This is a genomic window from Aeromonas aquatica, from assembly GCF_000764655.1.
GTDB classification, from domain to species: Bacteria; Pseudomonadota; Gammaproteobacteria; order Enterobacterales; family Aeromonadaceae; genus Aeromonas; species Aeromonas aquatica.
The window spans coordinates 1-25,807 of sequence record NZ_JRGL01000118.1; the positions used below are offsets into that span (position 1 = coordinate 1).

Consider the following 25,807-nt stretch of genomic DNA (forward strand, 5'->3'; position numbering starts at 1 on the left):
CTATTTCAGGACTAGACACTCCCTGGTGCGGTCAACCGGTTTTAGCAATCTGGCGCACACGAGAGTCACTGCACAGCCTGCACCGTTGCGGGACCGGGTTCATTGAGTTCGTCATCGGCCCAGTATTTGTAGCCCTGCAAGGTTGCCTGCAGCACCAGACCGCTCTGGGTCAGCTGATAGACGGTCACCTTCTTGGCATTGGTGCTGCCCGTGGTATTGAGCAGCTCGCTGCCCTTGTCGCCGGAGCGCGCCGCCGCATCGGCCTGGGCGCCGGCCTCCCAGCCCACCTCGATAAAGTGCTTCAACGCATCGGCGTCGTTGAACAGGATCAGGGCCCTGAAGTCCTTGATGCCAAGCCCCAGCCCCACACCGGCATTGGCCATGCTCATGTAGATGTCCTTGCCACTCTGGTTGTCTCTCACCACGCCAAAGCCACTGCCCGCACTGACGAAGACCAGGCTGTTGTTGACGCTGGAGAAGACTGCGTAGCCCTTGGCCTGCTGTACCTCATCGCGGATGCTCGCCTTCTCCTGATAGAGTTCGGTCAACACCTGTTCACGCATGCCCTGCACGTAGCCACGCTTCTCTTCCGGCGTGTCTCCCTTGGCGGTGCAGCCGGCCAACAGGGCAACGAGCCCCCATATCCACCATCTCATCCTGCTCTCCTTGGTCGTGATTCATTTTTATTCAGTCGTTCAGAGCAGGATAAAATAGAAAAGTTCCGGGCTTGGAAAAAATAAACCCCTGCCAGAGCAGGGGTTTATCAGCATTATGATGGGATGGATCAGATCATGATGCCAGCGATCACGGCGGAGAGCAGGCTCACCAGAGTCGAGCCGTACACCAGCTTCAGACCGAAGCGGGAGACCATGTTGCCCTTCTCTTCGTTCAGCGCCTTCACCGCACCGGCGATGATGCCGATGGAGCTGAAGTTGGCGAACGACACCATGAAGATGGAGAGGATACCGACGGTACGCGGGGACAGTTCGGCAGCAATCTTGCCCAGATCCATCATGGCCACGAACTCGTTGGTCACCAGCTTGGTCGCCATGATGGAGCCGGCTTGCAGCGCCTCACCACTCGGGATACCCAGGATCCAGGCGATAGGATAGAAGATGTAGCCCATGACGTACTGGAAGTTGACGCCAAACGCCGCCTCGAACAGGTAGTTGATGAGCGCGATCAGGGCGATGAAACCCACCAGCATGGCAGCCACGATCACGGCGACGGAGAAACCGGCCATGATGTATTCGCCCAGCATCTCGAAGAAGTTCTCTTTCTTCGGGCTGTGGTGCTCGTCGCCTTCGGCGAGGGCCTTGATGTCGGTGACCGAGTTATCCGGCTCGTAAGGGTTGATCAGCGACAGCACGATGAAGGTGCTGAACATGTTGAGCACCAGGGCGGCCACGACGTAGCGCGGCTCGATCAGCTGCATGTAGGCACCGACGATGGACATGGAGACGGTGGACATGGCGGTCGCCGCCAGGGTGTACATCTGCTTCTCGTTCAGGTGCGGCAAGGTGTTCTTGAGCGCAATGAAGTTCTCGGACTGACCGACGATCATGGAGCTGATGGCGTTGAAGGACTCCAGCTTGCCCATGCCGTTGATCTTGGCCAGCACGGTGCCGATGCCACGAATGACGATGGGCAACAGGCGGATGTACTGCAGGATCCCGATCAGCACGGAGATGAAGACGATGGGCATCAGTACCATCAGGAAGAAGGAGAAGGCCCCCTCGTTGACCAGGCCACCGAACACGAAGTCGGTACCCTGTTTGGCAAATTCCATCAGCTTGGTGAAGCCGGCGGCGAAGCCACCCACTACCGCCAGACCCACTTCGGAGTTCAGCATGAACCAGGCCAGCGCCAGTTCCACCACCAGCAGCTGACCGATATAGCGCAGCTTGATCTGTTTCCAGTTGTGGCGGTTCGCCAGCAACGCCAGAGCGAGGACCATCACGAGTCCGAGCACAAAGTGAACGTATTCCATACCAGTAGCACCTGAGTGAGTTGTAATTTTTTGACCGGCGCCATCATAGTGATTTGTGTATTTAAAAATCAGATAGCCATCACAATCTGCGGTAAAAATATGCACTCGAAATAATACAAACGTTTTTAAATTAATTAATCATCAAGCGTGGTCATCGTTCAGTCGGAATAACCATAAATACTATATACAAAACATACGGTTGTATTTTAGTTAATCAATTTCAGACTATATATCTCCATGAATTGCACTGTGACTCCGTTCACTGCCATGCCCGTAATGGCAGGCTTGGCGTCATTGTATTTAATCAAAATGAGTGAAAAACGTTTATCTGTTTTGCGCATAATTAGTCGCTGGCGATAATATGGCCTGTGATGGGGTGCCTGCGGCATCCTCGCCCGCACTTGCGACCCCTCCGCACCGGTCCTTGCCCCCATGGCAGGTGCAGGCGTTCAAAAATCCGCCACAATCCATCCCACGAGACGGCACTCTCTGGTATAATGCGCGCCCTTGCGCACGGCGCAGCCCGTTTTCCCGAAATAGAGTCCTCTTGTGAACAACAGCGAATTTAGCAGCCTCAACCTCTCCCCCGCCCTGCTGGAGAACCTCGCCAGCCTGGGTTATCTGCAGATGACCCCGATCCAGGCCCAGAGCCTGCCCCTGGTACTCGACGGTAAAGATCTGATCGCCAAGGCAAAAACCGGCAGCGGCAAGACTGCCGCCTTCGCCCTCGGCCTGCTCTCCCGGCTCAACGTCAACCGGGTCGACGTGCAGGCGCTGGTGCTCTGCCCGACCCGCGAGCTGGCGGATCAGGTCGCCCAGGAGATCCGTCGTCTGGCCCGCGCCCTGCCGAACGTCAAGCTGGTGACCCTGTGCGGCGGCACCCCGACCGCACCGCAATCAGCCACCCTGGGCTTCGGTGCCCACATCGCCGTCGGTACCCCGGGCCGCATCCTCAAGCATCTGGAGCAGGGCACCCTGGAGCTGTCCAGCCTGGAGACCCTGGTGCTGGACGAGGCAGATCGCATGCTGGACATGGGCTTTGGCGAAGACATCAACCGTGTCATCAGCTATGCCCCCGAGCGCCGCCAGACCCTGCTGTTCTCCGCCACCTATCCGGAAGGGATCGCCCAGATGAGCCGCGGTGTGCAGCGCAACCCGGTCGAGGTGAGCGTGGAGTCCCTGCACGAAGGCAGCGCCATCGAACAGAAACTCTATGAAGTGCCCGCCGGTCAGCGACTCGATGCCCTCACCTGGCTGCTGAGCCACCATCAGCCGAGCTCCTGTGTGGTGTTCTGCAACACCAAGCGCGCCTGCAACGACGTGGCCGATCACCTGGCCGCCAAGGGCTTCTCGGCGCTGGCGCTGAACGGTGATCTGGAACAGCGCGAGCGGGATCAGGTGCTGGTACGCTTCGCCAATGGCAGCGCCACCATACTGGTCGCCACCGATGTGGCCGCCCGTGGGCTGGACATCAAGGAGCTCGGCGCCGTCATCAACTACGAGCTGACCTATGATCCCGAGGTGCACGTGCACCGCATCGGTCGTACCGGTCGCGCCGGCCAGCAAGGCCTGGCCCTGAGCCTCTACCAGCCGAACGAAGCCCAGCGTGTCAACCTGATCGAGGAGTACCAGCAGGCTCCCATCCCGCAAGGGGATCTGGCCGGGATCGGCCGCGAGATCAAGCCGATAGCGCCGCAGATGGTGACCCTCTCCATCGATGCGGGCCGCAAGAGCAAGGTGCGCGCCGGTGACATCCTCGGCGCCCTGACCGGCGAAGGCGGCATCGCCGGTGCCGACGTCGGCAAGATCCAGATCTCGGAGCAATACTCCTACGTGGCGGTCAAGCGTCAGGTGGCGAGCGCCGCCCTCAAGCGGTTGCAGGAAGGCAAGATCAAGGGGCGCACCTACCGCGCCCGCAAACTGGGTTAAAGAGGAGGCCGGGCGGCACGTCTGCCCGACTCGTCACTGACCACAGCACGGGCGCCTCTTGCAGGCGCCTGTTTTTTATCAGGAATGTGCCATCCCATGGCACGGACAACAGAGATGAACAAACAACCCCAAGCCGAGGTCAGCTGCCAGAACTGCGAAGCCTGCTGCTGCCGCCTCGAAGTGATGCTGTTTACCGATACCGGCGTGCCGGATCGCTATGTGGACGAGATAGAGGGACAGGTGCCCGTGATGCACCGGCTGGAAGATGGCTGGTGTGCGGCGCTGGATCGCAACACCATGATGTGCCGCATCTACGAGGTACGTCCACTCATCTGCCGCGAGTTCGAGATGGGCGAACCCGACTGCATCGATGAACGGGACAAGTGGTTTATCACGCTGAACTAGCCGCACGGCGGCGCTGGATCGCCCCTCTTCATGATGTGCCGCATCCATGAGGTACGTCCTTTAATCTGCCGCGAGTTCGAGATGGGCGAACCCGACTGCATCGATGAACGGGACAAGTGGTTTATCACGCTGAACTAGCCGCACGGCGGCGCTGGATCGCCCCTCTTCATGATGTGCCGCATCCATGAGGTGCGTCTTTTAATCTGCCGCGCGTTCGAGATGGGTGAACCCGACTGCATCGACGAGCGGGACAAGTGGTTTATCACGCCGAACTCGCCACGACACCCGACGCCGATTGGGTACGCCATGTTCTATTGCAGTTAATAAAACGTTGCTGCTATCATCCGCGCCACCCAAGGTTCCACCTGCCGTAACCTTTCACACCGCCGCAAGGATCAGAGATGAAAACTCACGATGCGAATCATTACCAACGGATCTGGCGCTGGCACTTCTACGCCGGGCTCTTCGTCGCGCCCTTCCTGATCCTGCTCTCCCTCACCGGCATGGTGTATCTGTTCAAGCCTCAGCTCGACAACATCATGTACCCCGAGCTGATGAAGGTGATCCCCGCTAGCCAAACCCTGAGCGCCGATGCCCTGCTGGCCAAGGCGATGATGGCCATGCCGGACGCCAGCCTCAGCAAGTACCTGCCCCCTGCGGCCCCCGATCAGAGCGCCCAGTTCATCGTCCGCCAGCAGGGCAGCGAACTGACCCTGTTTATGGATCCCGCCAGCGGCGCCCTGCTCGGCACCATGGACAACCAGTGGAATCTACAGGCGGTCGCCCGCGCCCTGCACGCGGAGCTGCTGATCGGCACCACGGGGGATCGCCTGATAGAGCTGGCCGCCGGCTGGGGCATAGTGCTGCTCATCAGCGGCCTCTATCTGTGGTGGCCGCGCAAGGGCCCCGGCGTCGGTGGCATCCTCTGGCCCAGAATGAGCCAGCGTGGGCGCCTCTGGTGGCGGGATCTGCATGCCGTGGTCGGCTTCTGGGGAGCGGGCTTCCTGCTGCTGTTGTTGCTGAGCGGCATGACCTGGACCGGCTTCTGGGGCGATCAGTTCGCCAACGTCTGGAATCGCTTCCCTGCCGCCATGTGGAACGAGGTACCGAAATCCGCCCCCCTCACCCGCAGCCTCAACCAGGCTCACTCGCAGACCGTCCCTTGGGGGACTGAGACCCTGCCCATGCCGAGCTCGCAGCCAGTCGCCGAGGGTCATGACCACAGCGCCATGAACCACGGCGACGGGCACGATGGCATGGTGATGCCAAGCCATCGCATCCCGCTGCAGCAAGTGGTGGAGATCGCCAGAGAGCGCAAGGTTACCCCGGGTTACAGCATCACCCCGCCCGCCGGTGAGAGCGGCGTCTACACCATCGCCCTGTTTGCCGACGATCCGCGCAACGACGCCACCCTGCACATCGATCAATACAGCGGCAAGGTGCTGGCCGACGTGCGCTGGCAGGATTACGGCCCGGTCGCCAAGACGGTGGAAACCGGCGTCATGCTGCACACCGGCAAGCTCTACGGCTGGCCCCACCAGCTCGTCATGCTGATCATCTGCCTGATGGTGTTGCTGAGTGCGGTGAGCGGCCTCTGGATATGGTGGAGCCGCCGCCCGCAAGGCCGGCTCGCCGCCCCCCCCCTGCCCGCCAAACTACCGCCGATGCGCGGTGCCATCGCCGTGCTGGTGCTGCTCGGCGTCTGTTTCCCGTTGGTCGGTGCCTCCATGCTCGTCATCTGGCTGCTGGACAGCCTGATCTTTTCCCGCCGGGAAACCGAAGCGGCGCAGACCAGCTGAGCCATTTGGCATAAACGGCGGCCTTGGCCATCAGTTCTATTAATGCAATAAGGGCTCCCATTAGGAGCCCTTATTAATTTATTCATCCCTAGGCAGTGGCTTCCACCAGCCTGATGATCTTGCTGGCCTTCTCGAAGTGGTCGAGCTCATGGGTCTGGATCCACCAGGTGGCGGCCTCCATCAACAACGCCGGATCCTCATTCTTGTTGGCAAAGAAGGCGTAGAAGGAGACGCCAACCCCCTCCCCCTTCCGGGCGATTTTCTGGTGGCAGACCCGGATCATCTTCTCTCTCAGTGATGCGCGCATCGGCGGATATTCCTCACTCTTGTGTCTGCAGAAAACCGGCTCGCAACTCGTCGACGGGCAGGTAGCGGCCGATGATCACCAGCTTTGAGCGCGGGATTTCCTCTCCCCAGGGGGAGCCATAATCGAACCCCGCCACCTTGTGCACCCCCTGCACTATCAGCCGGCGCGGCTCACCCGCGATGGCCAGCACCCCCTTGTAGCGCAGCATGTCATTGCCATGCTGATCTATGCACTGCTCCATGAAGGCGCCGATCCGCTTCAGATCCAGCTCGCCCCCCTCGAACAGCTGGGCCGAGATGGCGTCGTGCCAGGAGCGCGGCTGGGCCGAGAGCGGCGAGAAGGCCTCGAAGCCCTGGCGCCCGGCCCGCACTATGTTGAGGCCAGGACTCAGGCCGAGCTCGTCGCTGAGGGTAAAAGCATCGAGATCCAGCCAGAGTTCGGCCGGGCACTCCCCCTGCACTATGTCGATGATCTGCGCCCTGGGGTTGATCCTGTGAACGCGGGTGATGGCGGCCTCCCGCGTCCCCTCGTCCACCCTGTCGGTCTTGGTGAGCAGGATGCGATCCGCAAAGCCGAGCTGGGCCGCCGCCACCGGATACTCGTCCAACTGGCGGGCGATGTGCTCACAGTCGGCCAGGGTGATGACGGCGTCCAGGCGCAAGGCATCGCGCAACTCTTCTTCGACGAAGAAGGTCTGGATGATGGGGGCGGGATCGGCGAGCCCCGTGGTCTCGACGATCAGCCGCTCGAACTTCAGCTCTCCCGCCGTCCGCCGGGCCAGCAGATCGGCCAGCGCGGCCCTGAACTCACCGCGCACGCTGCAACAGACGCAGCCGTTGCTGAGCTCCACCACGCTGATCCCCGCCCCCCTTTGCAGCAGGTCTCCGTCGATATTGGCGGCGCCGAACTCGTTCTCAAGGATGGCCACGGAGGCGTTGGCCTGGTGGCGCAGGAAGTGGTTGAGCAAGGTGGTCTTGCCGGCGCCGAGAAAACCGGTCAGCAGGGTGACCGCTACAGCCTGGGTCATGATGAAAGTCCTGTGGTGAGGGGATATATCTAGCCAGAGCCGAGAAGACCATTCAAGCAAGGGTGACCACTACCGCTTGCGTCATGATGGGCTCCGGTGATGGATGTATGAGGGGCCGTTGAGGTTTCATCGCGACAGCGCCGAAACCTCAACGTCTCCTAACAGCAGCGTCCGCCATTCTTGCCGCCGTAGCGGGCATCCTGGCGTTCACGAAAGAACTCGTCGTGGCTCATGGGGGTCTGCTCTGGATGAGTCAGCCGCATGTGCTGCACGTAGTTGTCGTAATCGGGCACACCCACCATCAGTCTGGCGGTCTGCCCCAGATACTTGCCCGCCTTGGCCAGGGTATCGAACATGCTAGCTCCTTGGGGCTATCGATGAGGGCCGGCACCCAGGGGTGCCGGCCTGCTGACTCGCTTACTTGAGGCTGGGGGCCAGATCGCCGTCGTCATCAGACTCGGGCTGAGCCGCCCCCTTGCCCGCCGGCATCGGCTGATAAGGGGTCTCGTTGGCGGTCGGCTGCGGGTTTTGCAGCGCCTTGAGCGCCGTCTTCAGGGAGAAGGCGGCGAGCACCACCACCACCAGCATGAAGAACATCGTCAACCCCGCATCCAGCCGGTTGTTGAACACCAGCTGAGCCAGCTGGGATTCGGTGTACTGGGCCGGGATGCTGCCGCTGTCGATCATGGCCTGGAACTTGTTGGCGATGGCCAGGAAGCCGAGCTTGGGATTGTCGCTGAAGGTCTTCTCCCAACCGGCGGTCAGGGTACAGATCAGCAGCCAGCTGGTGGGCAACAGCGCCACCCAGGCATAGGCCTGACGCTTCATCTTGAACAGCACCACGGCGCACAGCATCAGCGCCATGCCCGCCAGCATCTGGTTGGCAATACCAAACAGCGGCCACAGGGTATTGATGCCACCGAGGGGATCCACCACCCCCTGATGCAGGAAGTAACCCCAGGCCAGCACGCACAGGGCAGTGGCCAGCAGGTTGGCCGGCAGGGAGTCGGTGCGCTTGAGGGAGGGCGAGATGACCCCCATCAGATCCTGCAGCATGAAGCGGGCGGCACGGGTGCCGGCATCCACAGCGGTGAGGATGAACAACGCCTCGAACAGGATGGCGAAGTGATACCAGAAGGCGACGTTCATCAGGCCACCGAGGGCGCCGTGCAGTATGTAGGCCATGCCGACCGCCAGGGTCGGGGCGCCGCCGGCGCGGGAGATGATGCTCTGCTCACCCACTTCGCTCGCGATACGGGTCAGGGTCTCCGGGGTGATCTGGAAGCCCCAGCTGCTCACCACGGCGGCGGCGGAGACCACCACGTCGGCGGTGCCCGCCGGTGCCAGCACCGCCATGGGGCTGTTCATGGCGAAGTAGACGCCCGGATCGATGACGCAGGCCGCCACCAGCGCCATGATGGCGACGAAGGATTCCATCAGCATGCCACCGTAGCCGATGAAGCAGGCCTGGTTCTCGTTGGCCAGCATCTTGGGGGTGGTACCGGAGGCGATCAGCGCGTGGAAGCCGGAGACGGCACCACAGGCGATGGTGATGAACAGGAAGGGGAACAGATCCCCGGCCCAGACCGGGCCCGTGCCATCGATGAACTGGGTCAGCGCCGGCATCTGCAGGGTCGGCTGGGTCACCAGTATGCCGATGGCCAGACCCACTATGGTGCCGATCTTGAGGAAGGTGGAGAGGTAATCCCGCGGGGCCAGCAGCAGCCAGACCGGCAGCACCGAGGCGACGAAGCCGTAGCCCACCAGCATCCAGGTCAGCTGCACGCCGTCGAAGTCAAAATAGGGCGCCCAGGTCTCGCTCTCGGCCACCCAGCCACCGGAGACGATGGCGAAGATGAGGCACACCAGGCCGATGATCGACACCTCACCGATGCGCCCTGGCCTCAGGTAGCGGGTGTAGATCCCCATGAAGATGGCGAGCGGTATGGTGAAGGCCACGGTGTAGGTGCCCCAGGGGCTGTGAGCCAGCGCCTTGACCACTATCATCGCCAGCACCGCCAGGATGATCACCATGATCATGAAGGTGGCGATGAGGGCGATGACGCCGGCCGTCGGCCCCATCTCCGCCTTGACCAGCTCACCGAGGGAGCGACCATCGCGACGAGTGGAGACGAACAGCACCATGAAGTCCTGTACTGCCCCCGCCAGCACCACCCCGGCCAGCAGCCAGAGCATGCCGGGCAGATAGCCCATCTGGGCCGCGAGCACGGGGCCGACCAGGGGGCCGGCACCGGCGATGGCGGCAAAGTGGTGGCCGAACAGCACCTTCTTGTCGGTCGGCACATAGTCCAGACCATCGTTGTGGCGCACCGCCGGCGTCATGCGAGTGCCGTCCACCGCCAACACGTGCTTGGCGATAAACAGGCCGTAGTAGCGATAGGCGATCAGATAGACGCACACCGCCGCGACCACTATCCAGAGTGCGTTGATCTGTTCGCCCCGATTGAGGGCGATATAGCCGAGGGAGCTGGCACCGACCAGCGCCATCAGCATCCATCCCAGGTGTTTCCCTAACTTGTCCATAAGTCTCCCTTCATCGTTTTTACATATACGTCCAGGTACGGTTACATCTCTATAGCAATCCCCCGAACGCCACAATCGGGGACCGTCACAAGTCGGCGAGCAGCCCCGAGAATTTATCAAAATTGCCGACCGGATCACGGCCGCTTGAGGAGGCGTGACATATATGAGACTGAATTAATTGGAAAAAATGGCGGGAAGAGCCACAAAAAAGCCCCTCGAAGGGGCCTTTCATACCAAGGATTGGACGCTTCGTTTTGCCTAGGAAAGCGCCAACCCGATGGCGAGCAGCAGGCTGAACAGGAAGGCGCTGATGGCGGTCTTCTTGAGGGCCCCGGTCAGCACCTCGCCATCGAAACTTTCCCGCAGGGTGCGGGCGGCATCGGCGAGGGGCTTCATGGCAGGCAGGAAGATCCAGGGCCAGAGGCTGGCGGGCTGGATCAGCAGGAAGGCGACGGTGGCGAGCAGCGCCGCCCCCAGCAGCAGCCAGTGGTAGGCGATGGCGCGGTTGCGACCGAGCCGCACCGCCAGGGTGATCTTGCCGCTGGCGGTATCTGTCTCGATGTCGCGCACGTTGTTGATGTTGAGCACCGCCGTCGCCAGCAGGCCGCAGGCGCCGGCCGGCAGCAGCAGATCCCACTGCAGGCTGTGGGTGAACAGGTAATAAGAGCCGAGCACCCCCAGCAGGCCGAAGAACAGGAACACCGAGATATCGCCGAAGCCGCGATAGCCATAAGGAGTCTTGCCCACCGTGTAGGTGATGGCCGCAACGATGGCCGCACCGCCCAGCAGGACGAAGGTCAGGATCTGCTGCCAGGCCTCACCGAAGGCGCAGATCAGCAGGGCGAGCCCGCTCACCACCGCGGCCAGTGCGGTCAGCCCCATGGCCACACACATCTGCTGGCGGGTGATGAGACCTGAGACCACGGCGCGCTGGGGGCCGATCCGCTCGCCGTTATCGGCGCCGGACACCGCATCGCCGTAGTCATTGGCCAGGTTGGAGAGGATCTGCAGCAAGATGGCAGTCAGCAAGGAGAGGCCCATGATGGCACCGTCGAAGGCACCCCGGCTGGCAGCCAGTCCGGCGCCCAACAAAATAGAAGAACAGGCAAGGGGCAGTGTTCGCAAACGCGCCGCCAGCAACCACACAGAGAAGGTATTTGTCATATTGTGTTGGCCAAACAATCAGATATTGATCGTGTTAAGGGTTATCGAACCGGATTTAGGTATACTTGGCTCCGTGGGGGCTCAGGCTCCCTCGGGCAATTTACATGGACGAATGGGCAGATAATATATAGGAAATCATCGCCCTTTGGCATCAACCTGCGCCATCCTCCCCCAGAGCGATTGCGACTATCCGGCTCAGACAAGACATCCATGTTGGCTCAGACCCATATCAAGCAACAACTGGACGCCCTGCGTCACAACAATGTCAGTGGCTTCGTGCGGTTGCGCGTGGCGGCCCCGGTGCACTCCTTTCTGGGCTGGCTGACGGCGCAGAGCCTCTATCCCCGCATCTATTGGCAGGCACGCGGCCCCAAGAGTCCCGAATATGTCGCCCTCGGCCGCATCCATGAACTGAACCAGCCGCAGGATGTTCGCCGGGTCTGTGACAACACGGCCGCCAGCAGCGAAGACAGCCCCCGTTACTACGGCGGGCTGGCATTCGATCCGACCCAGCCCGGCTGGCCGGATTTTGGCCCCTGCCGCTTCGTGCTGCCGCGCATCGAGCTGGTGCGCCGGGGCGAGTGTGTCAGCCTCTGCCTGAACCTCTGGTTGCCCAAGCGGGAACGGGTGGCCGACTTCGAGGCCGAGATGCAGGCCGCCCTGACCGCGCTGGATAGGTTGCAACCGGAAGCGCCCCTGCCGCCCCTGCACAAGCACGATTGGCAGCGAGAAGATTGTCCCTCCCGTGCCCAGTGGCAGCAACTGGTGACCCGGGTCACGGCCCCCGAATTCCAGGCTCACACCCCCAAGGTGGTGCTGTCCCGGGAGAGCCGGCTCACCCATGGCGGCAGCACAGGCGAGGAGGCCGTTCCCTCCCCCTGGTCCCTGCTGGCCCAGTGGGCGCAACACGCTCAGGAGTGCTTCCACTTCGGTTTCCAATTCTCCCCCGAGCAGAGCTTCATCGCCTGCTCCCCCGAGCGACTCTATCGTCGGGAGGGGCGCCACCTGTTTACCGAGGCGCTGGCGGGCACCATTCGCCGCTCCGGTGACGAGGCGACCGATGCGGCCCTGGCCGCCGAACTGCTGGCCGACAACAAGAACCGGCTGGAGAACCGCCTGGTCCACGCCGACATCCTCAGTCGGTTGGCGCCGCTCACCACCAGCACCAGCCTGACCGAGCCGCGCATCCTCAAACTGCGGCTGCTGCAACACCTCAAGTGCGACATCGAGGCCGAGCTCGAACCCGGGGTGGGCGACTGGCAACTGCTGGATGCCCTGCATCCCACCCCGGCGGTGGGCGGCGCCCCGCGCGAGGCGGCGCTGGCCTTCATCCGCGCGTACGAGCCCCATGATCGCGGCTGGTACGCCGGCGCCTGTGGCATGCTAAGTCGGGAGACTTCGGAGTTTTCCGTCGCCATCCGCAGCGCCCTCGTCAGTGAGCAGGCCATCCACCTGTTCGCCGGGGCCGGCATAGTGGCGGGATCCGAGCCCGCCGCCGAGTGGGCCGAACTCGACAACAAGATAGCCAATGTGCTCTCCCTGCTGGGATAGCGTTTTCCATTGTTTCCTCACTGCGAGAGCCCTATGCCCGCCAGTCCAGTGTCTGTGCATCAAGCGTTTGCCAGTCAACATGCCACCTTCAACCACGTCTGGTCCTCCCTCCTGCTGGAGGAGCTCTATCGCCTCGGCGTGCGGGACATAGCGCTGGCCTCCGGCTCCCGCTCGGCGCCGCTCACCATGGCCGCCGCCGCTCACCCCGGTTTTCGCCGCCACCTGCACTTTGACGAGCGGGGCCTCGGCTTCATGGCACTGGGCCTCGCCAAGGGCAGCGGCCGACCGGTGGCGGTGATCATGACCTCGGGCACCGCGGTGGCGAACCTCTGGCCCGCGGTGGCCGAGGCGCAGCTGACCGGGGTACCGCTCATCATCCTCTCCGCCGACCGGCCCCCCGAGCTCATCGACAACGGCGCCAATCAGGCCATCGACCAGCAGGGGATCTTCGGGCGCTACCCCGTCTATCAGCAGAACCTGCCGAGCCCGACTCCGACCATACCGGCCGCCTTCGTGCTGAGCTCGGTGGATCAAGCCCTGGCCCAGCAGGCGCACACCCCCGGGCCAGTGCACTTCAACTGCATGTACCCCGAGCCGCTCTATCCCGGCGACCACTATCTGGACTTTGCCGACTACCTGGCGCCGCTGGGCGACTGGCTGCGCTCGGACGCGCCCTGGAGCCCCTGGCTCGCGATCGAACCAGGCTGCCCCGTTCAACCCGACTGGGCCGAGCTGCAGGGCAAGCGCGGCGTCATCATCGCGGGGCGCATTCAGGATCCCCTACAAGGGCAGGCGGTGGCCGAACTGGCGGAGCGCCTCGGCTGGCCGCTGCTGGCGGATCTGCAGAGCCAGATCCGCTTCGACAGCCGCAACCTCATCCACGTGGATCTCGCGCTGCAAGACGACTGCTTCGTCGCCGAGCTGGCCCGCGCCGAGGTGCTGCTGCAGTTCGGCGCCCGCCTCATCTCCAAGCGGCTCGGCCAGTTCATCAAGCAACACCCCTGGCAGGACTACTGGCTGGTGGACTCGCAACCGGCCAGGCTGGATCCGGACTACCGGCTGCGCCGCCGCCTGCTGTGCGAACCCGCCGCCTTCGCCGCCAGCCATCCGCTCGCCACTCAACAGCCGCCCTGGCATCGGCTGGGGGAGCGCCAGCAACGGGCGACCCGCCAGATCCGCGCCGCCTGCGATCGCTTCTCCGAGCTCGGGGTCTGCCACCGCCTGAACGCGCTGATCGAAGGCCAGCTGTTCGTCGGCAACAGCATGCCGGCCCGGCTGATGGACATGCTCGGCGAACCCGGCAAGGGGCCGAGCCGGGTGATGACCAACCGCGGCGCCTCCGGCATCGACGGCCTGATCGCCACGGCCTATGGCTTCGCCCAGAGCCGCGATGAGCCAACCACCTTGCTGCTCGGGGATCTCAGCGCCCTCCATGACCTCAACAGCCTGGCCCTGCTCGGCAAGACGAGCCGTCCGCTGGTGGTGATCCTGCTCAACAACGATGGCGGCAGCATCTTCCGCATGCTGCCGGTGCCCACCGGCGATCGGCTGCTGGAGACCTACTACTGTCTGCCCCACGGCCTGCACTTCGAGCACGCCGCCGCCATGTTCGGCCTCCAGTATCGGGCACCGACTACCCTGGCCGAGTTTGAACTGGCCTACGCCGCCGCCCTGGAAAAGGGCGTAACCCTGATTGAAATCAAGGTACCGAGCCAGGAAGTGGCCGAGGATCTGAAGGCATTGGGAAGCGCGATCCGTGGCAGCTAGAGCACAGGCAAGCATCATCCAGATTGAAATCAAGGTTCCACATCACAGCGAACTGGCCGAGGATCTAAAGGCTCTGGGAGCGGCGATCCGTGGCCATTGAAGCCAGAGAACAAGTGCCGCTGGTGCTGCTGCACGGCCTGCTCGGCGACGGTCACGACTGGCAGCAGGTTATCGATGCCCTGCCGGGGTGCGAATGCCATGCGCTGGATCTGCCGGGCCACGGCCACAACCAGCCTCTGCGGGTGAGCGGCTTCGAAGAGGCACATCAGTGGCTCTTCGGCGAGCTCAGAGCCCGTGGCATCGTGCGCTATCGGCTGGCGGGTTATTCCCTCGGCGGGCGGTTGGCGCTCTATCACGCGAGCCAGTCCCCCGCAGGGCTGCAGGCCCTGTTGCTGGAGAATTGCCATCCTGGCCTGGCCGCCGCCGAGCGCCCAGCCCGCATCGCCCACGACCAGGGTTGGGCCAGCCGCTTCGAGTGCGAACCGCTGGCCGAGGTATTGGCAGACTGGTACCGGCAGCCGGTGTTCGCGGATCTCGACGCCGCCGAGCGGGCCCGCCAACTAGCCAGGCGCCTCGGCAACGATGGCCAGGCCGTCGCCGCCATGCTGCGCGCCACCTCGCTCGGCAAGCAGCCGGATCTCGCCCCCTGGCTTCGGAATACCCGGTTGCCGGTGAGCTGGATCTCAGGCACAACAGATCAGAAATTCCATGCGCTGGCTTGCCAGTTGGTCGAGCAGGGCTGCAATATCAATCACTTGACGCTGGATGGCGGCCATAATCTGCACGCCAGCCAGCCAGAACGCTTCGCCGCCTGCCTGCGGGAGTGGCTGGCAAGCGACGCCGATCCGGCCTGACCTCAGCCGGACATCTTTGCCCCGGCCTGCGCGAGCGGGCTTATCACCCATAACAAGAGAGTGAACATGATTGAAGCAATGACAGAAGCGGAACTCTACGCACCCGTGACGTGGCAGGATTGCTCCGCCGGTTACGAGGACATCCTCTATCACAAGTCCCAAGATGGCATTGCCAAGATCACCATCAACCGTCCCCAGGTGCGCAACGCCTTCCGCCCCCGCACCGTCAAAGAGATGCTGCAAGCCCTGGCCGATGCCCGCTACGACGATCATATCGGCACCATCATCCTCACCGGCTTCGGCGAGAAGGCGTTCTGCGCCGGTGGCGATCAGAAGATCCGGGGCGACTACGGTGGATACCAGGATGACGAAGGCACCCACCACCTCAACGTGCTCGACTTCCAGCGCGACATCCGCACCTGCCCCAAACCCGTGGTGGCCATGGTGGCCGGTTACGCAGTCGGCGGCGGCCACGTGCTGCACATGATGTGCGATCTGACCATAGCGGCGGACAACGCCCAGTTCGGTCAGACCGGCCCCAAGGTCGGCTCCTTCGACGGCGGCTGGGGTGCCTCCTACATGGCCCGCATCGTCGGCCAGAAGAAGGCCCGCGAGATCTGGTTCCTGTGCCGCATGTACGATGCCAAACAGGCCCTCGACATGGGACTGGTCAACACAGTGGTGCCGCTGGCCGAGCTGGAGCGCGAAACCGTGCGCTGGTGCCGCGAGATGCTGCAGAACAGCCCGATGGCGCTGCGCTGCCTGAAGGCGGCGCTCAACGCCGACTGCGACGGCCAGGCCGGCTTGCAGGAGTTGGCGGGCAATGCCACCATGCTGTTCTACATGACCGAGGAGGGTCAGGAAGGGCGCAATGCGTTCAACGAGAAACGCCGTCCCGACTTCTCCAAATACAAGCGGAATCCCTGATGACACTCGCCCTCTATCGCTATCATCTGCCCTTTACCCAGCCCCTGACCTTTCACGGCAAGGTGGAGGTGGCGCGAGAGGGCCTGTTGGTGCGCATCGGCGATGGCTGGGGGGAGATAGCCCCCCTGCCCGGCTTCTCCAGGGAGACGCTGGCCGAGGCGCAGACCGAAACCCTCGCCTGCCTGGCGCAACTGGCGCGGGGGCAAACCATAGCCCCCACGCTACCCTCGGTGCAATTTGGCCTCGACTGTGCCCGCCGTCACTGGCCCGCACAGACGGCCTCCCTGCCCGAGCCCTATCCCCTCATTCAGGGCTCCCCCCAGGAGCTGCTCAAGCACTGGAAGGAGTGGCTGCACCAGACTCCCAACAAGGCCAAGCTGAAGGTGGCCCGCTACCCCATGCGGGACGAGCTGGCGCTGATCCGCCTGCTGCTCGATCGGCGCCCGACCCTCAAGCTGGTGCTGGATGCCAACCAGGGCTGGACCCGCGAGGAGGCCTGGGCCTTCTGCGGTCACCTGGATCCGAACCGGATCGAATACCTGGAAGACCTGTGCGCCAGCTTCGACGACATCGCCTTCGTGGCGGCCCGCACCGGCATGCCGGTGGCGCTGGATGAACTGCTGACCCGGGGCGAACCCTGGCAGCCCATCCCCCAGCTCAAAGCGCTGGTGCTCAAGCCCATGCTGCTCGGCGCCCTCGCCAACAGCGAGGCGCTGGTGGCCCGCGCCCGCGAGCTGCGGCTGAAGGTGATCGTCTCCTCCTGCTTCGAGTCCGGTGTCGGCCTCGGCCAACTCGCCCGCCTCGCCGGGGAGTGGGCACCGGATCAGGCCCCCGGCCTGGATACTCGCCGCTGGATGACCGGCGATCTGCTGGATAAACAGGGCCAACCCGACCTGAGTCTGCTCGAGCCCCTGTTCCACCGTGATTGAGGCCAAGTCCCCCCTGATCGGGCAGGGCAGCGAGCCTTGCCCGGTACGCCACTGGGCAAGGGCGGCGCCGGAGCGGATCGCCATCCACGGCAACGAACCCCTCAGCTACCGACAGCTGGATGCGCGGCTCAACGCCCTGTGCCGACAGCTTGGATCTGCTGGCCTGAGCAAAGGCGACAGGTTGACCGCCGTGGTACGAGGCGCTCTGGCAGATGTGTTGATTGCCTGGGCCTGTGTACGCAGTGGGATCGTCTTCTGCCCCCTCAATCCCGCCTTTCCCCTCCCCAGACAAGCCGAGCTGGCGGCCCAGCTAGGGGTTGCCGCCTTCTGGTCGGCAGGGGAGGTCCCGGACGGCCCCTGGCAGCCCCTGCGGCTGGATGTCGAGGCCGAGCTGGCCGCAAGGGAGGAGCCCTGGCCGCTGGATCCCGCGCAACTCGGCAATATGATCCTCACCTCCGGCTCCAGCGGCACGCCCAAGGCGGTGGTGCACCGCCTCGCCAACCATCTGGCCTCGGCCCGGGGCTCCGCATCCTTGATCCCGCTGGACGGCGACTGCGGCTGGTTGCTCTCCCTGCCGCTGTTTCACGTCGGTGGCTACGCCATCCTGTTCCGGGTCTTCCTGGCGGGGGCCAGCCTGGTGCTGGACGATCGCGGCCAGCCCCTCAAGGAGCGGCTCGAATGCCAGCCCGTCACCCATCTCTCGCTGGTACCGACTCAGCTCTGGCGCCTGCTGGCACAAGGCTTCGACCCCGCCCGCACCCGGCTGCGCGAGCTGCTGCTCGGCGGCGCCGCCATCCCAGAGCCGTTGGTGAGCCGACTCAGGGCCATGGGGCTCACCCCCAAGGTGAGCTACGGGCTGTCGGAGATGGGCAGCCAGGTCTGCACCGGACTGCCGACCGGGGCCGGCGTGGTCGGCAAGCCGCTGCCGGGGCGAGAAGTCTGCATCCGGCAGGGGGAGATCTGCGTGCGCGGCGCCACCCTGTTCGCCGGCTACTTCAAGGCCGGGCAGCTGGCGCGACCGCTCGATGAGGCCGGCTGGTTCCACACCCGCGACAAGGGCCACTTCACCCCAGCTGGCGAGCTGGTGGTGGAGGGGCGGCTCGACAATCTCTTCATCTCCGGCGGCGAGAACATCCAGCCCGAGACCATAGAGCAGCGGCTGGTGGATCACGGCGCCGTTGCCCAGGCGCTGGTGGTCCCCATCCCGAGCGACGAGTGGGGCCAGCGCCCCGCCGCCTTTATCGACTGGCACGGCGAGCCGGTGCCCCATGACGAGCTGGCCGCCTGGATCCGCGCCGCCCTGCCCGGCTTCATGGTGCCGGACCGTTGGCTGCCCTGGCCGGATCTCGGTGGTAACCTGAAACCTTCCCGCACCAAGCTCGCCATGCTTGCCGCCTCGACCTGAAGCCCGCACTCGGCATCCGCTGCCCGACCCTTCCGCCCGACTCGCCCCCTCTGATACTGACCCCCATATGGGACTAAGTCCTTGCTATCGATACAGCCCCTAATGGGGCTGTTTTTGTGATGTCGCATGGGAAGGGGATGATTCCCCCGCCCCATCTGGCTGGTTGATGTTCTTTTGGAACCCAATACCTTGTCTGGTCCCCCACGCCCATCCATTCATCAAAGGGATCACCATGAACCACCTGGGTACCCGGCTGCTGTTATTGGCAGCCCCCGGCCTGCTCGCCACCTCGGCGCTGGCCAACTATTCCCCCGACTGGCAGCACTACCGGCTGAACGGCGAATCGAGCCGCCAGCTGGGGGATCGCCTCACCGAAGTCACCTATGAGCTGAGCGCAAGCGATGCCGGCGTCCCCTATCAGCAGCTGAGGGTCTATCGCCGCTTCGACTGGCAGGCCACCAAGCTGGACGCCCTGGCCGAGCAGCAGTGCGGCGAGCCACAGCTCAGGGTCGAGCAGGGCTGGCAGATCCGCTATCGCAGTTGCGAGCAGGTGGTGCCGGTGGGCAAGGTCGTGCCGGCCAGCAGCTATGACTTTGGCTACGGCCTGAAGCAGGGGCGCTGGGAGCCACTGGCGGGCACCCCGACCGCCCCGCGCCAGGATACCCTGCCGCTGCCCGAGCGCCTCGTTCTCGGTCACAGCGAACAGGAGCTGGATCGCTGCGAGCTCAACGCCCAGGGTCGCTGCGCCGAGCAGAGCTGGCAGTATCGACCGCAAGACTGGCAACAGCTGAGCGTGCTGGAGGAGACCCCCAACGAGCGGGACGGCCGCCTCGAGCAGATCTTCTTCCGCCTGCAGCCGGTGGCGGGCAGTCAGGCCGCCAGCCAGGTGCGTGAGCTGCACGTCTGGCGCCAGTACAGCTGGCTGCTGGACGAGGCCAGGGCCCAGCAGGAGTGCGACCAGCCCCAGACCCGCCAGGAGGGGGACAAGACCATCAGCTACCGGATCTGTCGCCAGACCCTGCCCGCCGGCAGCGAGGTGCAGGTGGTGCTGAAAGACAGCGGCTATCAATATCCTGTGGGTGGCAACGAGTGGCAGGCCCTGCCGGACACCCCCGAGTGGCAGGAGAGCCGGGTGCTCAATCGCCCCATCGTGCTGGCCAGCGTGGAGGAGCAGCTCGACTGCCGCCGCGCCGATGGCCGTGCCTGCTCTGAGCCGGAGCAGCCGGGCACGGATCTGCTGGACGCCGAGGCTGCCAGGATAGTGCAGGATGCCAGCGGCCAGCCCGCGCCTGTGTGGCAGGAGAACTATGGCCACGACGACCGCAAGCTGCTGGCCGTCTCCCGCGGCATCCAGAGCCTGCTGACGGCCAACCAGCCCACCCACCCGGCCATGAAGCTGCTGCTCGAATACGTGCGCGCCCACAACTACCACAACCATGGCAAGCACAGGGAAGACGGCACGGCCGCCGCCGAAGCGCTGGCCGAGGCGTTGACCGCGCTCGGCGCCCATCCGCTGCTCTATCCGGCACAGGCAAACGACGAGGTGGGGACCGTCATCGGCGCCTGGAGCATAGCCCTGCACGGCCAGTTCAGAAGCCCGGCGGTGCAGAGCCGCTTCGGCGCCTTGCTCGCTGAGTTCAACCAGATGCTGGCCTACAGCAGCCGTCATGCGAGCGAGATCAATGGCCGCCATGCCTGGGCGACCGGCCTGTTCGATCTGCTCAACTTCCTCGATTTCGCCAGCGACTACGCCGAGCCCTTCGCCAACGACTTCCGCCAGCAGGATGGCGAGCTACGCCAGCAACTGCACGCCCTCGGCATGAGCGAACTCGCCCTGTGGAAGGGACGGGAGGGGGCGGATCTCTTCCTGCTCAACAACGTGCTGGATGCCTATACCCGCCTCTACCGGATCGCCCGTTACACCAGACCCGACGAGAGCGAGGGTTATCGCACGCTGCTGGATGACGCCGTCATCGCCCAGATCCGCCACCACGGCCTGATCCCAGGGGGTGCCCAGAATCCGGCGCTGCTGGAAGACATGTCCCTGACCCTCTCCACCTACTACTTGACCTACACGGATCGCACCGCCGAGGCCTGCATCAGCGGCGACTTTGCCGGCCTCTGCACCCCCATCCGGATGGAGGACGTGCTGCCGTTCGAGCACACCTGCTCGCCGACCCTGCGCCTGCGGGCCCAGGACTTGAGCCAGGATCAGGCAAGCAACATCTGCCGCGAGCTGGGGGCCGAGGAAGAGCAGTTCCATCGGCAGCTGGAGACCGGCGGACAGCCGGTGGCCGACGACCATAACGAGGCCCTTGAGCTGGTGATCTTCGACTCCTCCGCCGACTGGAAACGCTATGGCAGCGCCCTGTTTGGTGGCGTCTCCACCGACAACGGCGGCATCTATATCGAGGGGGATCCGGCTCGTCCCGGCAACCAGGCCCGCTTCTTCGCCTATGAGGCGGAGTGGAAGCGCCCCGCCTTCCAGGTGTGGAATCTGCGCCACGAGTACGTGCACTACCTGGACGGCCGCTTCAACCAGTACGGCAGTTTCGGCCACTACCCCCTCAACCGCACCACCTGGTGGTCGGAAGGGCTGGCGGAATTTGTCGCCCACGGCCAGTGCTTCGCCCGCGGCCTGGACAACGTGACGGCTCGCCCGGCCGGCGAGCGCCCCAGCCTCGCCGACATACTGCACCTGGACTACGACAAGGGCGGCGAGATGGTCTACTCCTGGTCCTACACCGTGCATCGCTTCCTGAACGAGACCGGTCGCGGCGCCAGCTGGCTCGCCATGGCCCAGGCCCTGCGCAACCCGGATCAGGGGCAGGCGATGGGCGCCTTCGAGGCCGAGCTGGATCAGCTGATCACCGGTGACAGCGAGGCCTACCAGCAGTGGCTGGCAGGCGAATTGCTGCCCTGGTGGGAGTCCAACAAGGCGTCCGATGCCTGCAAGGGCAACGACTCAGCCCACTGAGGCGCAGAGGCAAACGAGGGGCCGGTTACCTGCAAAGGCGACGGCTCCCCCCACCGAGAAACCGACACATACACGGGGCGGCCAGGGCCGCCCCTCATTCGAAACGAAGCCCCCCAGCGACAGTCTCTGCCCGAGTGACATTCCTCGCGGTCATCAAGCCTGACGCGGCACACCAAGTTGTAATAGAATGGCTCCCTGTCATTCCCTATTTCAGATCCGAACCGCATCGCGCATGAAGAAGTTTGCCAAGATCCTGCTCGCCTGCCTCTGCCTGCTGCTGGCCTCCGCCATCGCGCTGCTCGGCTACAGCGAGTGGACCGTCTCGGACGCCCGTCACTACACCTATGACGACGTCAATGCGGTGCCCTACAACCGGGTCGCCCTGGTGCTCGGCACCTCCAAATACCTGATCGGCGGCAGCCCGAATCACTACTTCAAATACCGGATCAAGGCCGCCGCCGAGCTCTACAACAACGGCAAGGTGGACTACATTCTGGTCTCCGGCGACAACGCCACCGTGCAGTACAACGAGCCGCGCCAGATGCGGCGCGCCCTGATCCAGGCCGGCATCCCGGCCAGCGCCATCTACAGCGACTACGCGGGCTTTCGCACCCTGGACTCCATAGTGCGGGCCAAGGAGGTGTTCGGCCAGGCTCAGTTCACCGTGGTTTCCCAGGCCTTCCACAACGAGCGCGCCATCTTCATCGCCCGTCACTTCGGCATCGATGCAGTCGGCTTCAACGCGCTGGATCCCAGCGCCTATCAGGGGATCCGCACCCGGGTGCGCGAGGTGTTCGCCCGGCTGATGGGGTTGCTCGATCTCTACGTGCTGGACAAGGGGCCCAAGTTCCTCGGCGAGCCCATCGTCATCGGCGGTCCCATCCCCTGCCAGGCCCTGAGCACCCTGGGCGCGAGCCAGCCCTGCCTGCCCATCCCGGCCAAGACCACTGCGGCGAAAGCGGCCCCGAGCAAGCCGCTCGACAAGGCCGTCGGTGTGGCCAGCGCGGCGGTGGCAACCAGCGCAGCGACCGTGACAAGCTCGGCAGCGGCGACGGCGACCACCGAGGCCAGTGCGGTAGCAGCGACAGATGCAGACAAGGCGACCAGTGCCGCAACGGCAACCCACGCCGCCCCCTGAGCAGACAGAAACAAGAGACCCGCCTGATGGCGGGTCTCTTGTTTTGGCAGGGGCAAAGCGCGGTGCTTACGCCAGCGCCAGCCGGTAGCGGCGTGCCACTTCCGGCCAGTTGATGACGTTGTAGAAGGCGGCGATGTAGTCGGGACGCTTGTTCTGATACTTGAGGTAGTAGGCGTGCTCCCACACGTCCAGCCCCAGGATGGGCACATTGCCCTGCATCAGCGGGCTGTCCTGGTTGGCGCTGCTCTCCACCTGCAACCTGCCCTCCCTGTTCACCGTCAGCCAGGCCCAGCCACTGCCGAAACGGCTCAACGCCGCCTGGGTGAAGGCCTGCTTGAAGGCATCCAGCCCCCCCAGATCCCGCACTATCGCCTCGGCCAACTCGCCACCGGGCTCGCCGCCCCCCTGCGGACTCATCACCTGCCAGAACAGGCTGTGGTTGGCATGGCCACCGCCGTGGTTGCGCACCGCCCCCTGTACCTTGGCCGGCAGGCTGTCGAAGCTCAGTAGCAGCTCATCCACCGGCAGGGCCGAAAACTCGGGGGCCCCCTCCAGCGCGACGTTGAGGTTGGTGACATAGGTCTGGTGGTGACGGCTGTGATGGATCTCCATGGTCAGCGCGTCTATGTGGGGTTCCAGTGCGTCGTAGGCATAGGCGAGGGCAGGCAGGGTATGGCTCATGTTCGTCTCTCTTGTTGTGATCAGTGCAGTCGGGAGGCGGGCTCGGCCTGGCACAGGCATTGGCCGAGGCAGCGTTGAATGCCGTCGTGGGTGCCGTGCTTGCGCACGAAGGCGAGCAGCTCGGTGCGGGTGTTGTGGCTATGGCGCGAGGCGGAGGCGCGCAGCGAGTCTGAGCAGGCGGGGGACTGGCTGGTGGCGAGCAGGCAGTCGTGCACGTGGCACAGTATGTCGGCGGCCCTGTCCGGCAGCGTCATGGCCACCAGCAGATCCGCCAGGTTGTGGTGCGCCACCACCAGTGCCGCCACCGCCTCGTCCGCATCCTGCCAGCAGGAGAACTGCTGGCGGGCCAGCCAGAGCGCCTGCTGGTAACAGTCGAGGGCCTTGGCATATTCGCCGGCATCGAAGTGACGGTTGCCGCAGAGGGTCTGCTGCTTCCAGTGCACCATGCTGTTGTCCGTCTCGGTGGCACCGACCCACCCTTTTACCCAGCTTGCTGTCATGGCTCCATCACCCAAGTGATAATAGTTATTATTTAACTTATCTGGGGGACGAACACAAGGGATAGTTCAATCCCGGGCCTCTGCCCATATGGGCAGTGCTTTATCGGGATGGCCGGTTTAGTGATCGCAGCCACAGATACAGTCGAGTTCGGATACCATGCTGATGGCACTGGCATGACGCCGGTGGCTGCCCGTCGGCAGCCTTGGACACAAGGATGATGACAATGAAGAGATGGCTGTTGATGCTGTTGTGCGCCCTGCCCATGCTGACTCAGGCGGCAGGCTATACCCAGACCCGTTACCCCATAGTGCTGGTGCACGGGCTCTTTGGCTTCGACAAGTTGCTCGGGGTCGATTACTTCTACGGCATCCCCCAGGCCCTGACCCGGGACGGCGCCCGCGTCTACGTGGCCCAGGTCTCCGCCACCCAGAGTTCCGAACTGCGCGGTGAACAGCTGCTCAAGCAGGTGCAGCAGGTGCTCGCCATCACGGGGGCCGAGAAGGTGAACCTCATCGGCCACTCCCACGGCGGCCCCACCATTCGTTACGTGGCCTCGGTCGCCCCCGAACTGGTCGCCTCCGCCACCAGCGTGGGCGGGGTCAACCAGGGCTCAGAAATAGCAGATCTGGTGCGCGCCAACGTCAAACCCGGCTCTGTGACCGAGCGGCTCGCGGTGGCGGCGGCTTCGGCGCTCTCCGGCGTCATCTCCCTGCTCTCCGGTGGTAGCAAGCTGCCGCAGGATCCCCTCGCCTCCCTCGATGCCCTGACCAGCGCCGGCGCCCAGCGCTTCAACCAGCACTATCCGGAAGGATTGCCCAGCCGCTACTGTGGCGAGGGACCGCTGCAGGCCGCCAACGGCGTCTATTACTTCTCCTGGAGCGGGCGCGGCAACATGACCAACATCCTGGATCCGGTGGATCCGGCGCTGGCGCTGACCGGCACCTTCTTCAAGGAGCCCAACGACGGCCTGGTGGGGGTGTGCAGCAGCCACCTCGGCAAGGTGATAGGTACCGGCTACCGGATGAACCACCTTGACGAGGTGAACCAGTCCTTCGGTATCCACCATCTGTTTGACACCGATCCCCTGACCCTCTATCGCCAGCACGCCAATCGCTTGCAGGGGCTGGGGCTATGAACAGGAGCGTGCTGATACTGGCGCTGCTGTGCCCGGCCCTGCTGCTGGGGGTGCTGGCGATCTGCCCCAGTGCGGAGCCCTCCCTGGATGCGGCCCCCGAGCAGGGTGCGCTGCGCCATCAACTGGCCCAGCGCCTCGAGCAGGGAGAGGCGGGGGAAGGCGACGAGCTGATGGCCCGCTACCAGCGCTTTCTCCAGGCCGAGGGTGGCCTGAGGGTGCCGACGGATCCCGGCCTCGCCAGCCTGCAACTGCTGTTCGATGAACGCGAGCAGTTGCGCCAGCAGCGCTTCAGCCCGGCCGAGCAGGAGCAGCTGTTTGCCGAGGATCGGCTGATGGAGCAGTGGACCCTGCGCCGCAAGGCGCTGGCAGAAGCGAGCGAGGCCGACAAGCAGGGGCTGGCCACCGAGCTGGAACTCTGGCTGGCGGAGCAGCCCCAATGGTTCAGGGAGGCCGACACCAACAGCCAGCTGCTGGGGGAGTTGCAGACCCTGGACCGGCTGGCACCGGCCGAGCGGGACGCCGTGCTGCAGGAGAAAGTGGGACAGGAGGCGGTGGATCGCCTGCACCAGCTGGATCAGAGCCGACAGGCGTTCGACCAGCAGCTGGCGGGCTATCTGGCGGAGCTGACCCCTCTTTCCGTCGATGACAGGGCCATGCAGCAGCAGGAAATTCTGGCCCACTGGTTTCAACCAGAGCAATGGCGAAGGGTCGAGGCCCTGACCCGCCTAAAACTCGGGGAAACCCCATGAAAAAAGGGGCCAGATTGGCCCCTTTTTT

22 protein-coding genes and 1 pseudogene are annotated in these 25,807 nt (G+C 64.2%); 14 read left to right on the top strand and 9 right to left on the bottom strand.

Features of this window, described 5'->3' with window-relative positions:
• Positions 1-65: 65 nt before the first annotated feature.
• Both LG30_RS0114625 and LG30_RS0114630 read right to left on the bottom strand, forming a co-directional pair.
• Positions 66-656, bottom strand: a complete 591-nt coding sequence (locus tag LG30_RS0114625; RefSeq protein ID WP_033131434.1) for a lipid-binding SYLF domain-containing protein — start codon at positions 654-656, stop codon at positions 66-68.
• Between the two features lie 128 nt (positions 657-784).
• On the bottom strand, positions 785-1,990 hold the full coding sequence (locus LG30_RS0114630; RefSeq protein WP_033131435.1) for a NupC/NupG family nucleoside CNT transporter: 1,206 nt from the start codon (positions 1,988-1,990) through the stop codon (positions 785-787).
• Between the two features lie 549 nt (positions 1,991-2,539).
• Here LG30_RS0114630 and dbpA point away from each other — a divergent pair.
• The 4 genes and pseudogenes from dbpA (at position 2,540) to LG30_RS0114650 (ending at position 6,123) form a co-directional block, all read left to right on the top strand.
• Positions 2,540-3,919, top strand: a complete 1,380-nt coding sequence (gene dbpA / locus LG30_RS0114640; protein ID WP_033131437.1) for an ATP-dependent RNA helicase DbpA — start codon at positions 2,540-2,542, stop codon at positions 3,917-3,919.
• A 114-nt stretch (positions 3,920-4,033) separates the two neighbouring features.
• Positions 4,034-4,324: a YkgJ family cysteine cluster protein gene (locus LG30_RS0114645; protein WP_033131438.1), complete on the top strand. Its 291-nt coding sequence runs from the start codon at positions 4,034-4,036 to the stop codon at positions 4,322-4,324.
• Positions 4,325-4,354: 30 nt separating this feature from the next.
• Positions 4,355-4,462 (top strand): annotated as a pseudogene (locus LG30_RS22935) (YkgJ family cysteine cluster protein); the annotation flags it as partial.
• A gap of 263 nt (positions 4,463-4,725) precedes the next feature.
• Positions 4,726-6,123, top strand: coding sequence for a PepSY-associated TM helix domain-containing protein (locus LG30_RS0114650; protein ID WP_033131439.1), 1,398 nt, complete (start codon positions 4,726-4,728; stop codon positions 6,121-6,123).
• 88 nt (positions 6,124-6,211) lie between these two features.
• On the opposite strand, the gene LG30_RS0114655 is transcribed toward LG30_RS0114650, so the two are convergent.
• From LG30_RS0114655 to LG30_RS0114675, 5 genes are all read right to left on the bottom strand, one after another.
• Complete coding sequence (locus LG30_RS0114655; protein WP_033131440.1) at positions 6,212-6,430, bottom strand: DUF6500 family protein; 219 nt, start codon at positions 6,428-6,430, stop codon at positions 6,212-6,214.
• A 13-nt stretch (positions 6,431-6,443) separates the two neighbouring features.
• Complete coding sequence (locus tag LG30_RS0114660; RefSeq protein WP_033131441.1) at positions 6,444-7,457, bottom strand: CobW family GTP-binding protein; 1,014 nt, start codon at positions 7,455-7,457, stop codon at positions 6,444-6,446.
• 158 nt (positions 7,458-7,615) lie between these two features.
• Complete coding sequence (locus tag LG30_RS0114665; RefSeq protein ID WP_025325546.1) at positions 7,616-7,813, bottom strand: YbdD/YjiX family protein; 198 nt, start codon at positions 7,811-7,813, stop codon at positions 7,616-7,618.
• A gap of 61 nt (positions 7,814-7,874) precedes the next feature.
• On the bottom strand, positions 7,875-10,001 hold the full coding sequence (gene cstA / locus LG30_RS0114670; RefSeq protein WP_052101102.1) for a pyruvate/proton symporter CstA: 2,127 nt from the start codon (positions 9,999-10,001) through the stop codon (positions 7,875-7,877).
• A 258-nt stretch (positions 10,002-10,259) separates the two neighbouring features.
• A complete protein-coding gene (locus LG30_RS0114675) occupies positions 10,260-11,165 on the bottom strand; it encodes a 1,4-dihydroxy-2-naphthoate polyprenyltransferase (protein WP_033131442.1) in 906 nt (301 codons plus the stop codon).
• Positions 11,166-11,375: 210 nt separating this feature from the next.
• Between LG30_RS0114675 and LG30_RS0114680 the strand changes: the two genes are divergently transcribed.
• From LG30_RS0114680 to LG30_RS0114715, 8 genes are all read left to right on the top strand, one after another.
• Positions 11,376-12,716, top strand: a complete 1,341-nt coding sequence (locus LG30_RS0114680) for an isochorismate synthase (RefSeq protein WP_033131443.1) — start codon at positions 11,376-11,378, stop codon at positions 12,714-12,716.
• Between the two features lie 33 nt (positions 12,717-12,749).
• A complete protein-coding gene (gene menD, locus LG30_RS0114685; protein WP_033131444.1) occupies positions 12,750-14,483 on the top strand; it encodes a 2-succinyl-5-enolpyruvyl-6-hydroxy-3-cyclohexene-1-carboxylic-acid synthase in 1,734 nt (577 codons plus the stop codon).
• Between the two features lie 95 nt (positions 14,484-14,578).
• Positions 14,579-15,337 (top strand): 2-succinyl-6-hydroxy-2,4-cyclohexadiene-1-carboxylate synthase, encoded by a 759-nt coding sequence (gene menH, locus LG30_RS0114690; protein WP_202963161.1) that lies wholly within the window; start codon positions 14,579-14,581, stop codon positions 15,335-15,337.
• 66 nt (positions 15,338-15,403) lie between these two features.
• Positions 15,404-16,264, top strand: coding sequence for a 1,4-dihydroxy-2-naphthoyl-CoA synthase (gene menB, locus LG30_RS0114695; protein ID WP_033131446.1), 861 nt, complete (start codon positions 15,404-15,406; stop codon positions 16,262-16,264).
• The gene (gene menC, locus LG30_RS0114700; RefSeq protein WP_033131447.1) at positions 16,264-17,193 is read left to right on the top strand and encodes an o-succinylbenzoate synthase; all 930 of its coding nucleotides are present in this window, start codon (positions 16,264-16,266) and stop codon (positions 17,191-17,193) included. The genes menB and menC overlap by 1 nt, the downstream gene beginning before the upstream one ends.
• Positions 17,186-18,598: an AMP-binding protein gene (locus tag LG30_RS0114705; protein WP_238566439.1), complete on the top strand. Its 1,413-nt coding sequence runs from the start codon at positions 17,186-17,188 to the stop codon at positions 18,596-18,598. The genes menC and LG30_RS0114705 overlap by 8 nt, the downstream gene beginning before the upstream one ends.
• Positions 18,599-18,830: 232 nt before the next feature.
• The gene (locus LG30_RS0114710) at positions 18,831-21,575 is read left to right on the top strand and encodes a collagenase (RefSeq protein ID WP_033131448.1); all 2,745 of its coding nucleotides are present in this window, start codon (positions 18,831-18,833) and stop codon (positions 21,573-21,575) included.
• Between the two features lie 187 nt (positions 21,576-21,762).
• Positions 21,763-22,713 carry a SanA/YdcF family protein gene (locus LG30_RS0114715; protein ID WP_033131449.1) on the top strand — a complete coding sequence of 317 codons (951 nt, stop codon included), beginning with the start codon at positions 21,763-21,765 and terminating at the stop codon, positions 22,711-22,713.
• Positions 22,714-22,779: 66 nt separating this feature from the next.
• On the opposite strand, the gene LG30_RS0114720 is transcribed toward LG30_RS0114715, so the two are convergent.
• Together LG30_RS0114720 and LG30_RS0114725 are read right to left on the bottom strand one after the other, a co-directional pair.
• A complete protein-coding gene (locus LG30_RS0114720; protein ID WP_033131450.1) occupies positions 22,780-23,394 on the bottom strand; it encodes a superoxide dismutase in 615 nt (204 codons plus the stop codon).
• A 20-nt stretch (positions 23,395-23,414) separates the two neighbouring features.
• Complete coding sequence (locus LG30_RS0114725; RefSeq protein WP_033131524.1) at positions 23,415-23,840, bottom strand: tetratricopeptide repeat protein; 426 nt, start codon at positions 23,838-23,840, stop codon at positions 23,415-23,417.
• Between the two features lie 278 nt (positions 23,841-24,118).
• On the opposite strand from LG30_RS0114725, the gene LG30_RS0114730 reads away from it, so the two are divergent.
• Both LG30_RS0114730 and LG30_RS0114735 read left to right on the top strand, forming a co-directional pair.
• Entirely contained in the window at positions 24,119-25,030 is a 912-nt protein-coding gene (locus LG30_RS0114730; protein ID WP_033131451.1) for a lipase family alpha/beta hydrolase, read from the top strand.
• The gene (locus LG30_RS0114735) at positions 25,027-25,779 is read left to right on the top strand and encodes a lipase secretion chaperone (RefSeq protein ID WP_033131452.1); all 753 of its coding nucleotides are present in this window, start codon (positions 25,027-25,029) and stop codon (positions 25,777-25,779) included. The genes LG30_RS0114730 and LG30_RS0114735 overlap by 4 nt, the downstream gene beginning before the upstream one ends.
• Positions 25,780-25,807 lie beyond the last annotated feature (28 nt).

Coding starts and splice junctions, on each gene's coding strand:
- LG30_RS0114730 (WP_033131451.1), top strand. CDS start 24,119: ATGAAGAGATGGCTGTTGATGCTGTTGTGCGCCCTGCCCATGCTGACT.
- LG30_RS0114720 (WP_033131450.1), bottom strand. CDS start 23,394: ATGAGCCATACCCTGCCTGCCCTCGCCTATGCCTACGACGCACTGGAA.
- LG30_RS0114625 (WP_033131434.1), bottom strand. CDS start 656: ATGAGATGGTGGATATGGGGGCTCGTTGCCCTGTTGGCCGGCTGCACC.
- menD (WP_033131444.1), top strand. CDS start 12,750: ATGCCCGCCAGTCCAGTGTCTGTGCATCAAGCGTTTGCCAGTCAACAT.
- LG30_RS0114715 (WP_033131449.1), top strand. CDS start 21,763: ATGGCTCCCTGTCATTCCCTATTTCAGATCCGAACCGCATCGCGCATG.
- menB (WP_033131446.1), top strand. CDS start 15,404: ATGATTGAAGCAATGACAGAAGCGGAACTCTACGCACCCGTGACGTGG.
- LG30_RS0114680 (WP_033131443.1), top strand. CDS start 11,376: ATGTTGGCTCAGACCCATATCAAGCAACAACTGGACGCCCTGCGTCAC.
- menC (WP_033131447.1), top strand. CDS start 16,264: ATGACACTCGCCCTCTATCGCTATCATCTGCCCTTTACCCAGCCCCTG.
- LG30_RS0114645 (WP_033131438.1), top strand. CDS start 4,034: ATGAACAAACAACCCCAAGCCGAGGTCAGCTGCCAGAACTGCGAAGCC.
- LG30_RS0114650 (WP_033131439.1), top strand. CDS start 4,726: ATGAAAACTCACGATGCGAATCATTACCAACGGATCTGGCGCTGGCAC.
- LG30_RS0114735 (WP_033131452.1), top strand. CDS start 25,027: ATGAACAGGAGCGTGCTGATACTGGCGCTGCTGTGCCCGGCCCTGCTG.
- LG30_RS0114665 (WP_025325546.1), bottom strand. CDS start 7,813: ATGTTCGATACCCTGGCCAAGGCGGGCAAGTATCTGGGGCAGACCGCC.
- LG30_RS0114710 (WP_033131448.1), top strand. CDS start 18,831: ATGAACCACCTGGGTACCCGGCTGCTGTTATTGGCAGCCCCCGGCCTG.
- LG30_RS0114675 (WP_033131442.1), bottom strand. CDS start 11,165: ATGACAAATACCTTCTCTGTGTGGTTGCTGGCGGCGCGTTTGCGAACA.
- LG30_RS0114725 (WP_033131524.1), bottom strand. CDS start 23,840: ATGGTGCACTGGAAGCAGCAGACCCTCTGCGGCAACCGTCACTTCGAT.
- LG30_RS0114630 (WP_033131435.1), bottom strand. CDS start 1,990: ATGGAATACGTTCACTTTGTGCTCGGACTCGTGATGGTCCTCGCTCTG.
- LG30_RS0114655 (WP_033131440.1), bottom strand. CDS start 6,430: ATGCGCGCATCACTGAGAGAGAAGATGATCCGGGTCTGCCACCAGAAA.
- cstA (WP_052101102.1), bottom strand. CDS start 10,001: ATGGACAAGTTAGGGAAACACCTGGGATGGATGCTGATGGCGCTGGTC.
- LG30_RS0114660 (WP_033131441.1), bottom strand. CDS start 7,457: ATGACCCAGGCTGTAGCGGTCACCCTGCTGACCGGTTTTCTCGGCGCC.